Source organism: Mucilaginibacter yixingensis (assembly GCF_041080815.1).
Classification (GTDB): Bacteria; Bacteroidota; Bacteroidia; order Sphingobacteriales; family Sphingobacteriaceae; genus Mucilaginibacter; species Mucilaginibacter yixingensis.
The window spans coordinates 5,348,446-5,357,928 of the sequence record NZ_CP160205.1; the positions used below are offsets into that span (position 1 = coordinate 5,348,446).

The following is a 9,483-nucleotide window of genomic DNA, read 5'->3' on the forward strand; positions in this document are numbered from 1 at the left end:
AATTCAATCCTTCACTCATTCAAAAAAGATGGCCCGATTTACCGAAGAAGAGCAATTGCAGATTCGCAGAGCCGTTGAGCTGGCGGAGGCTAGCACCAGCGGCGAAATACGTGTTTGCATTGAGAAAAAATGCGATGTGGAGCCATTGGAGCGTGCCACACAGTATTTTGAGCAGTTAAATATGCACAAAACGCGTCTGCGCAATGGTGTGCTGATCTACCTGGCTACGGTTGATCGTAAATTTGCCATAATTGGCGATGGCGGGATCAATGAGCTGGTACCAGCCGATTTTTGGGACAGTACCAAAGAGGCCATGCTGGAACAATTTAAATACGGCAAACTGGTAGAGGGTATCATAACCGGATTACAGATGGCTGGCCAACAACTGAAAAAATACTTCCCCCACCAGGATAACGACCGTAATGAACTGCCGGACGATATTGCCTTTATGGATGGCGAAGACTAAATTGTGTACACAATGTTTAAGAAACTGATATTGAGCCTGGCGTTGGTGCTGGCCATTGGGGCGGCCTTCGGGCAGGAGTTTCCGGCCAAACCGTCTACCCTGGTTGCCGATTATACCAACACCCTTACCGACGAACAGAAAACCCAGCTGGAACAAAAACTTGTAGCTTTTGATGATTCAACATCGGTGCAGGTTGCGGTAGTGATGATGCAATCTACCGGCGATTATGATATTAATGAATATGCCGCGCTGCTGGGCCGTAAATGGGGCGTGGGGCAGAAAGATAAGAACAATGGCGTGGTGGTGCTGGTGGCGCTTAAAGACCACAAAATGAGCATCCAAACCGGCTATGGCTCTGAAGGGATGCTGCCTGACGCTATTACCCATCAGATTATTGAGAACGATATGAAGCCCAATTTTAAACAGGGCGATTTCTTTGGCGGCTTGAATGCTGCTGTAGATGATATTATCCGTTATAACAAAGGTGAGTACAAGAACGATCATCCGCGTCAAAAAGCTGTAAAGCAAGACGATGGCGGTCCGGCCGGATTCATTATCATCATTGTTATTTTTATACTGATCATGGTTTTCCGCAGACGTGGCGGCGGTGGTGGCAACATCATCGGTGGTCGCGGTTCTGCTAGTCCGTTCTGGTGGTTCCTGGCCGGCTCAATGATGAACGGCGGCAACCGCGGAGACGGTTGGGGCGGTGGCTCATCTGGCAGCGGTTGGAGCGGCGGCGGCGGTTCATCCGGCGGCGGCGGTGGTTTCGGTGGTTTTGGCGGCGGCAGCTTCGGCGGCGGCGGTTCTTCCGGTAGCTGGTAGTTTTTTATAAGGTAAAAGCTGAAAGGTTAAAGGTAAAAGGTGCTTTTATTCTTTCGGTTTTTACTTCTGATAATAAAACCTTTCGCCTTTTTCCTTTATTCTTTCACCTCCCTAAAGAATGTATCAACGCGATTATATATTAAACGAAGCGCGCAAGTTTGCCCAATTGCTGGCACGGTTAATGGGCCTGAAGGTGGATGGCGATGACGTGACCTTTCGGCAAGAGTTCAACGCTGCCCTGCAAGCCGAGTATGATATTGCGGCAGAAACCCTGCTGACGCTTGACGAAGATGCATTTACCCAACACATTGAAAATGCTACCTACAGCCCCGAAAAACTAAATGCCCTCGGCCAGTTACTCTACGTTTATGCCGAACCTTTGGAGCAGAACGATGACACCCGCCTGCTGCTGAAAAAAGTACTCATCATATTTGATGCTTTAGAAAGAAAACACCATTTTCAGGCGTTTGAAAACATTGCCAGGCGTAATGATATTTTGCGCTTTTTGAATTGAAAAATACATTAACCCTAATTGTGGGTTCACGTCATTAAAACACGTCATTGCGAGGAACGAAGCAATCTCTGTACATGCAAAGCCGATTTGCCTATCGGACTGTCCTAAGCAGAGATTGCTTCGTTCCTCGCAATGACGTAAGGATATTGACTCGTAATTACCACTCCCAAAATCAACTACATCCCATGAAATGGAAAGTCTGCGCTTCTGAATACATCCACAAAGGCCCATGGGCCACCCTGCGTACCGATCATTGCGAAATGCCTGACGGCCGGCAGGTAAAAGATTATTATGTGCTGGAATACCCTAATTGGGTAAACGCCGTAGCCGTAACCGAAGAAGGTAAAGTGTTGATGGTTCGTCAATACCGCCATGCTGCGGGCATCGTATCGCTGGAAATTCCCGGCGGCGTAATTGATGATGGCGAGGCCCCGGAAGTAGCCATGCGTCGCGAGCTGCTGGAAGAAACAGGTTACCAGTTTGATGATATCGAGCTGATTTCAGTCGTTTATGCCAATCCGTCAACAGCTAATAATCACACCTATTGCTACCTGGCCCGCAACGGCAAAAAAGTACAGGAGCAGGAACTTGACCCTACCGAAGACATTCAGGTTGAAGAATACACCCTGGCTGAGATAAAGCAACTTTTAGCCGAAAACAAAATTGCCCAGGCACTGCATTGCACCGGCTTGTTTTATGCGTTATGGAAGTTGGGGGAGATAGCCCTGTAGAATCCTAAAGTAGAGCCACATATTTTTGGCTCCCATAGATATGGTCTAAAAGCAAAAGAGCCACAAATATGTGGCTCTACATGTTATTTCCATATGTCATTTCGACCAACGGGAGAAATCTTCTCGATCATACATCCCGGCTGATCGCTACGAAAAGGTCCTTCACTTCGTTCAGGATGACATCGTTAATAATTCTTAATTCAGCTTATACGATGCCACCAGGTAAAACTCTGGTATCTGCACGTTAAAAGTAGTGTTGTCCAGCAGGCGCACCATCTGGTACTCGCCTTTCATACTGCCCATATCGGTTTTGAGGTTACAGCCAGATACATACTCGTGGGTTTGGCCCGGCTCAATAACCGGTTGAATGCCAACCACGCCTTCGCCTTCCACTTCGCGGCGGGTGCTGTTGCTATCAAAAATGTGCCAGTGGCGGCGCATTAATTGCACGGTGTAACTACTCAGGTTTTCAATACTGATGCGATAGGCAAACATGAAGTGCTCGTTTGCCGGATTTGAGTACTCGGGCTGGTATTGGGTTTCTACCGTAATTTTAACACCTTCTGTAATCGTTGTCACCATAGCAATCTCCTTTTTTTCAAATATATAGAACCGTTACACAAAAATCAAGCCATCTGCTCGCTATAGTGTTCTGTAACACGGTGCAATATCTCGTCAATCTGCTCAAAAGTATCGGCCACCACCAGTTTCATGCGATATTCTTTAAAATGATCCAGTCCTTTAAAGTAATTGCTATAATGGCGGCGCATCTCAAAAATGCCCGTTTTGGGGCCTTTCCAGGCTATTGATTTCTCTAAATGTGTGCGGCAAACGTCTACACGTTCGGCAATAGTTGGCGGGGCCAGCATTTCGCCGGTTTTAAAATAATGTTTCACCTCGCGGAAAATCCACGGATAGCCAATGGCCGCACGACCGATCATCATGCCATCCACTTCATATTGCATGCGCCATTCAGCAGCCTTTTGTGGCGAATCGATGTCGCCATTGCCAAAAATGGGGATTTTGATCCTCGGATTTTTACGGATCTGGTGGATCAAAGTCCAGTCGGCCACGCCTTTATACATCTGCGCACGGGTGCGGCCGTGTATGGTAAGCGCCTGAATGCCTACATCCTGCAGGCGTTCGGCTACTTCATAAACGTTTTTGGTGTTATCATCCCAGCCCAGGCGGGTTTTTACCGTTACTGGCAGGTGGGTGGCTTTAACAACGGCGCTGGTCATGGCCACCATCTTGTCGATATCCTGCAGCAGGCTGGCGCCGGCACCACGACAGGCCACGTTTTTAACCGGGCAGCCGTAGTTGATATCCATCAGATCGGGACCAGCCGCGGTGGCAATCTCGGTAGCCTCGCGCATATGCTCAATATCACTGCCGAAGATCTGAATACCTATGGGGCGCTCATACTCAAATATGTCCAGCTTCTGGCGGCTTTTGGCGGCATCACGAATGAGGCCCTCACTGCTGATGAACTCGGTGTACATCAAATCTGCACCATTCTGCTTGCACACGTAACGAAAAGGCGGGTCGCTCACGTCCTCCATCGGGGCCAGCAGCAACGGAAAATCACCTAAATCAATATTTCCTATTTGTACAGACATGCTTATATTTAACCCTGCAAAAATACGATTTTTTAAAGTTTGATGGATACCCCCGAGAGATACGTAAAACCTTTATCGCCTGTACTTCAACTTTTTTACCTTTTGCTGATAAGTTTTGGCTGTATGGTGGCTGGTTTGTTTATTGGCAAAGAGGCGGTGGCCATGATCTACGGAAAAACGATATCCGATCAGGTAGTGCAGATGCGGCCCGTACATTCTGCAACCTACGTATATGCCATGCGTATGTTTTTGGGGCTAGGCAATACCGTCCTTGGTTTCTGGACACCTGCCCTGGTGTTTGCCTTTTTAGTGGTCAGAAAACCACGTACTTACTTAAAGTTCGACTCGCATTTCTCGCCCGTTCTATTGGTCTACGGGCTGCTGTTCATGGTGTTCTTTACGCCCGTTACGGATATCACCATTTACTGGAATCAGCATCTTTCATTGCCTGCGCCTTTTAAAGGAGTAGATAAGTTGATACATGATCTGGAAAACCAGAACGAGGCGGTTTTTAAGGAGGTGATGAATATGCGCTCTGGTGGTGATCTGTTGGTAACCTTGTTTGTTGTTGGTTTCCTGCCGGCCATTTCAGAAGAATTCTTATTCAGAGGATGCCTGCAAACCATCTTCAGACGTTGGGATATGAGCGTACACAGTGCCGTTTGGCTGGCTGCTTTTATATTCAGCTTTATGCACTTTGAGTTTCTGGGTTTTGTTCCACGGATGTTGTTAGGCGGTGCGCTTGGCTATCTTTGTGCATGGAGCGGTAGCATCTGGCCATCGGTGTTCTGCCACTTTTTAAACAATGGTTTTGCGGTGGTGGTTACCTATCTGTATCAGCACCAGCAGGTAAAGATTGATCCGGATAGTAATACCCCCATGTTTAGTCATTATATTGTCTATTTGTTTTGCTTACTGATATCTGTATCTATTTTAGTCTATTATCGTAAAAAAGCAATAGCAACAAACCCCGGACAAGATGGAGAAGAACTGGATTAAGTTTTATACATCCACCAACTTTTATCAGGCCGAAATGGTGAAACAGGTACTTACCGAGAACCTGATTGATACGGTGATTATGAACAAACAAGATTCATCGCATCGCACCTTCGGGGATATTTCTGTTTATATACACAAGGACGATTTCAGCGCGGCAGTTGAAATAATGATCCTTAATCAAATTAATCATCAATGAAAACACGTGCCATTACTGGCTTCTTCTTCGTAATTGTAATGCTGGCCTCGGTGCTGATTAACTGGTATGTGTTCAGCGCTTTTTTTCTGCTCCTCTCTGCCGCAAGCTTAGCCGAGTTTTACGGACTGATTAAAACTAGCGGTGCTAAACCCAATGCCATTGGCGGCATTGCCCTGGCTATAACGCTTTACTTATTGTTTGCCTTAATTAATGTGCCTGTACTGGGAGCTGGCTGGCATACAGTCATCCTGTCGCCTGGAGTAGTCAAAGGACTGGTGGGTGTAGCCATCGTGTTATCGGCACTCATTTTCATCAAGGAGTTATTTGGCAAAGCCGTAGCGCCGTTTGCCAATCTGGCTTATACCTACTTTGGGCTGATATTTGTTATTGCGCCGTTCATTTGTTTTTATGCGCTGGGCTTTACCCAGATGACTTATAGCTTCCACTTGCCTCTGGGTTTTATGGTGATGCTTTGGGCTAATGATACCGGCGCTTACCTGAGCGGCAGGTTCTTTGGTAAACACAAATTGTTTGAACGTCACTCGCCTAAAAAAACATGGGAAGGTTTTATTGGCGGCGTCATTATCAGTGCCGGTGTGGGTCTATTGCTGAGCCATTATTATACCGAATTGTTCTGGGGCCACTGGGTGGTAATTGCGCTGATCATTTCCTGTTTCGGCACTCTTGGCGATCTGGTTGAAAGTATGTTTAAACGCAGCATCGACGTAAAAGACTCAGGCGGTATTTTGCCGGGACACGGCGGTCTGCTGGATCGTTTTGATGGGTTACTGATGGCCGCGCCGCTGGTTTATGCTTATTTGAGTTTGGTTGTCTGAACCAGGATTTAACGGATTTTCGTAAGTTGATTTATCGGCACTCAAGGTGGTTTCTTTGTTTAAAAGGATATAAGGAGTGTATTTAAAAGTGGGCTGACTGTCATCCTGAGCTTGTCGAAGGGCGCGCGAAGGCCAAATTAGTCCACGCGCACGTGTTTCGACAAGCTCAACATGACACCCCTTGATCTTTAGATGATATCGTGTAAATATTAAAAATCTCGGTTCAAGACAAACAAAAAGGCATCCCTTTTTAGAGATGCCTTTCTTTATATCTTATAAAATCCTATTAATCCTAAAAATTCGTTGAATCCTGGTTCTGGTTACACCGAGAATGAACTGCCACAACCACAAGTACTGGCCGCATTCGGGTTGTTGAAAACAAAACCGCGGGCGTTCAGTCCGTCCTGAAAATCAATTTGCATGCCTGCAAGGTACAGGCCGTGGGCTTTGTGCATAAACACGCGGATGCCTTCAATATCGTATTCGTTATCGCCATCCTTTTTCTGGTCAAAACCCAGTATATAGTTCATGCCGGCGCAGCCACCACCTTCAACGCCTATGCGTAGGCCAAAGTCGTCACTAAGCTCCTGCTGATCTTTTAGTTTATGTAGTTCTTTAACCGCACCATCGGTAAAAGTTACCGGGGCACTAGCAGTTTCAACAGCGTTACTCATCTTAATTTCAAATTAATGTGTTTTCAAATATAACGCAAAATGCACAACTTTACCGTCGCTAACCCAATTAATGACCTCTGCTTAACATTTATAAATTTGTACGATGATGCTTTTTTCTGTTCTAGTTGAGGTTTTTAAATATGCCGTTGCCGGCATCCTTGTACTTTTTGCGGCTTTGTACCTGTTTAAGCCGTATCTTAATAATCAGGAGAAATTTAAGCTGATAGAATTCAGGAGAGCGCAGGCTGCCCAAACGCTGCCTATGCGCCTGCAGGCTTATGAGCGATTGATCCTGCTGATTGATCGTATCAACCCCGCAAATATGCTCATCCGCTTAAATGCAAACGCCTATAGTGCTGCCGAGCTGCACAGTTTAATTATAAACGAAGTGCGCAACGAGTATCAGCATAACGTAACGCAGCAATTATATGTATCGCCGGCATCATGGACGGTGGCCAAACGCATTAAGGCAGATACCACCAACCTGGTCAACAACGTAGCCCGTACATTGCCGGGCGATGCCACGGGGTTAGACCTGGGGCGGGCCATCCTCACGCAACTGAGTCAGGCTGAGATTGACCCCTACGATGCCGCCGCACAACTGATTAGGGCGGATGTGACAGAGCTATTTTAAACATCTATGATATATGGCAGACGGTAAACAGATCAAAACCACATCGGGAATAGAAATAAAAGAAGTTTACACAGAACCGTCGGCCATGAGCGAGCAGCCAGGCGAGTTTCCGTTTACCAGGGGCATTCAGAAAGATATGTACCGTGGCCGCCTGTGGACCATGCGCCAATACGCCGGGTTCTCTACCGCCGAAGAATCAAACAAACGATACCATTATCTACTCAGTCAGGGCACCACGGGCCTGTCGGTAGCGTTTGACCTGCCCACGCAGATTGGCTACGACTCAGACCATCACATGGCCGAAGGCGAGGTGGGCAAAGTTGGTGTAGCCATAGACTCGCTGAAAGATATGGAGCAGCTGTTTGCAGGTATCGAACTGCAGAACATCACCACCAGCATGACCATCAATGCTACGGCCCCCATCCTGCTGGCCATGTACATCGCGTTAGCAAAAAAGCAGGGGGCAGATTTAAAGCAACTATCGGGCACCATCCAGAATGACATCTTGAAGGAGTATGCCGCACGTGGCACCTATATCTATCCGCCTGCGCCGTCTATGCGCCTCATTACCGATGTGTTTGAGTACTGCAGCAAAGAGGTGCCCAAGTGGAACACCATCTCTATATCGGGCTATCACATTCGCGAGGCAGGATCTACCGCAGTGCAAGAGCTGGCTTTTACCCTGGCTAACGGTAAGGCCTATTTAAAGGCGGCGCTAGAGAAGGGGTTGGATATAGATGTGTTTGCACCTCGCCTGTCGTTTTTCTTCAACTGCCATAATAACTTCTTTGAAGAGATTGCCAAATTTCGCGCTGCGCGCCGGATGTGGGCCCATATGACCAAAGAATTGGGGGCAACTACGCCTGAGGCCCAGAAACTGCGCTTCCACACGCAAACGGGCGGTTCTACCCTTACGGCCCAGCAGCCACTTAATAATATTATACGCGTAGGGCAGCAGGCCATGGCTGCGGTGTTGGGCGGCACACAGTCGTTACATACCAATGGGTATGACGAAGCTTTATCGCTCCCTACAGAAGAAGCGGCACGCATTGCGCTGCGCACCCAGCAGATCATTGCGTTTGAAAGCGGGGTGACGGATACGGTTGATCCGCTGGCCGGCTCGTACTTTGTAGAAGCGCTGACCGACGAGATGGAGGCCGCCGCCAAAATCTATATAGATAAGATAGATGCCATGGGCGGGTCGGTTAAAGCTATTGAGCAGGATTACATCCAGCAGGAGATTGCCCGGGCGTCGTACGAATACCAGAATGAAGTAGAGCGTGGCGAGCGCGTAATTGTTGGCGTAAACAAATTTGTGCAGGAGGAAAAACCGCATGGAGACGTTTTCAGGGTGGATGATAGTGTACGGAAGCAGCAGACCGAGCGCCTTGATCAGCTCAAAAATACCCGTGATAATGCGGCCGTAAAACAGTGTTTAAACGACCTTGAAAATGCGGCAAAAAACAGCCAAAATTTGATGCCTTTTTTGCTCAATTCTGTGCAGAATTATGCCACTCTCGGAGAGGTGGCAAATGCTCTCAGAAATGTGTTTGGAGAGTACTGAAAAAGCGCAAAAAGTGTTGATAATGTGCGTTTTCCACATTGGTTATTAACATTTTGCTTCGCAAAATTTTATTCTAAAACCTTTCGGAATATCATTTTTTTGTGTAATTTTTTGCTTTAAAACAGTATTTTATTTTTCTTGAACAAATAAAACTAAAGCCCAAACAATAGCGTATAATGGTTGTTTTAGAAGCATTATCACTTATGAACATTCCTCGTCGATACAATAACATTCGTTTTTTGATTCGAATTTTCCTGCAAAAAAACAGGGCAAAAATGGCCTTTTCAGGGCCGTTTGAGGGTTCGATATTTTTTTCAAAATTTTAGTTTTTTTAACGGCTTTTTTTTTTAATCTTCGATGTTCCGTAGACGGCACATCTTGCCGGATTAGTTGGGATTGTATATCAGTATTTTAGAAAGAGACAT

12 protein-coding genes are annotated in these 9,483 nt (G+C 46.7%); 9 read left to right on the forward strand and 3 right to left on the reverse strand.

Features of this window, described 5'->3' with window-relative positions; all coding sequences use genetic code 11:
• Positions 1-28: 28 nt before the first annotated feature.
• The 4 genes from ABZR88_RS22315 to ABZR88_RS22330 all read left to right on the forward strand — a co-directional run bounded on the left by ABZR88_RS22315 (position 29) and on the right by ABZR88_RS22330 (position 2,536).
• Positions 29-466, forward strand: a complete 438-nt coding sequence (locus ABZR88_RS22315; protein ID WP_107831008.1) for a TPM domain-containing protein — start codon at positions 29-31, stop codon at positions 464-466.
• A 12-nt stretch (positions 467-478) separates the two neighbouring features.
• The gene (locus tag ABZR88_RS22320) at positions 479-1,291 is read left to right on the forward strand and encodes a YgcG family protein (RefSeq protein ID WP_107831006.1); all 813 of its coding nucleotides are present in this window, start codon (positions 479-481) and stop codon (positions 1,289-1,291) included.
• A gap of 118 nt (positions 1,292-1,409) precedes the next feature.
• Positions 1,410-1,805: a hypothetical protein gene (locus ABZR88_RS22325; protein ID WP_107831004.1), complete on the forward strand. Its 396-nt coding sequence runs from the start codon at positions 1,410-1,412 to the stop codon at positions 1,803-1,805.
• Positions 1,806-1,990: 185 nt separating this feature from the next.
• Positions 1,991-2,536 carry an NUDIX hydrolase gene (locus ABZR88_RS22330; protein ID WP_107831002.1) on the forward strand — a complete coding sequence of 182 codons (546 nt, stop codon included), beginning with the start codon at positions 1,991-1,993 and terminating at the stop codon, positions 2,534-2,536.
• Positions 2,537-2,731: 195 nt separating this feature from the next.
• Here ABZR88_RS22330 and apaG read toward each other — a convergent pair whose 3' ends face one another.
• A complete protein-coding gene (gene apaG / locus ABZR88_RS22335; protein ID WP_107831000.1) occupies positions 2,732-3,118 on the reverse strand; it encodes a Co2+/Mg2+ efflux protein ApaG in 387 nt (128 codons plus the stop codon).
• 44 nt (positions 3,119-3,162) lie between these two features.
• Positions 3,163-4,155 (reverse strand): tRNA dihydrouridine synthase DusB, encoded by a 993-nt coding sequence (gene dusB, locus ABZR88_RS22340; RefSeq protein ID WP_107830998.1) that lies wholly within the window; start codon positions 4,153-4,155, stop codon positions 3,163-3,165.
• A 102-nt stretch (positions 4,156-4,257) separates the two neighbouring features.
• On the opposite strand from dusB, the gene ABZR88_RS22345 reads away from it, so the two are divergent.
• Genes ABZR88_RS22345 through ABZR88_RS22355 form a run of 3 tightly spaced genes read left to right on the forward strand, consistent with a single transcriptional unit; the run spans position 4,258 to position 6,186 of the window.
• Complete coding sequence (locus ABZR88_RS22345; protein WP_170113680.1) at positions 4,258-5,154, forward strand: CPBP family intramembrane glutamic endopeptidase; 897 nt, start codon at positions 4,258-4,260, stop codon at positions 5,152-5,154.
• Positions 5,135-5,350, forward strand: a complete 216-nt coding sequence (locus ABZR88_RS22350) for a DUF2007 domain-containing protein (RefSeq protein ID WP_107830994.1) — start codon at positions 5,135-5,137, stop codon at positions 5,348-5,350. Before ABZR88_RS22345 ends, ABZR88_RS22350 begins: the two co-directional genes overlap by 20 nt.
• Positions 5,347-6,186: a phosphatidate cytidylyltransferase gene (locus ABZR88_RS22355; protein WP_107830992.1), complete on the forward strand. Its 840-nt coding sequence runs from the start codon at positions 5,347-5,349 to the stop codon at positions 6,184-6,186. The genes ABZR88_RS22350 and ABZR88_RS22355 overlap by 4 nt, the downstream gene beginning before the upstream one ends.
• A 320-nt stretch (positions 6,187-6,506) precedes the next feature.
• On the opposite strand, the gene ABZR88_RS22360 is transcribed toward ABZR88_RS22355, so the two are convergent.
• The gene (locus ABZR88_RS22360) at positions 6,507-6,860 is read right to left on the reverse strand and encodes an iron-sulfur cluster assembly accessory protein (protein ID WP_107830989.1); all 354 of its coding nucleotides are present in this window, start codon (positions 6,858-6,860) and stop codon (positions 6,507-6,509) included.
• Between the two features lie 103 nt (positions 6,861-6,963).
• On the opposite strand from ABZR88_RS22360, the gene ABZR88_RS22365 reads away from it, so the two are divergent.
• Both ABZR88_RS22365 and ABZR88_RS22370 read left to right on the forward strand, forming a co-directional pair.
• Complete coding sequence (locus ABZR88_RS22365) at positions 6,964-7,494, forward strand: hypothetical protein (protein ID WP_107830988.1); 531 nt, start codon at positions 6,964-6,966, stop codon at positions 7,492-7,494.
• Between the two features lie 13 nt (positions 7,495-7,507).
• A complete protein-coding gene (locus ABZR88_RS22370) occupies positions 7,508-9,058 on the forward strand; it encodes a methylmalonyl-CoA mutase (RefSeq protein WP_107830986.1) in 1,551 nt (516 codons plus the stop codon).
• The last annotated feature ends 425 nt before the right edge of the window (positions 9,059-9,483 follow it).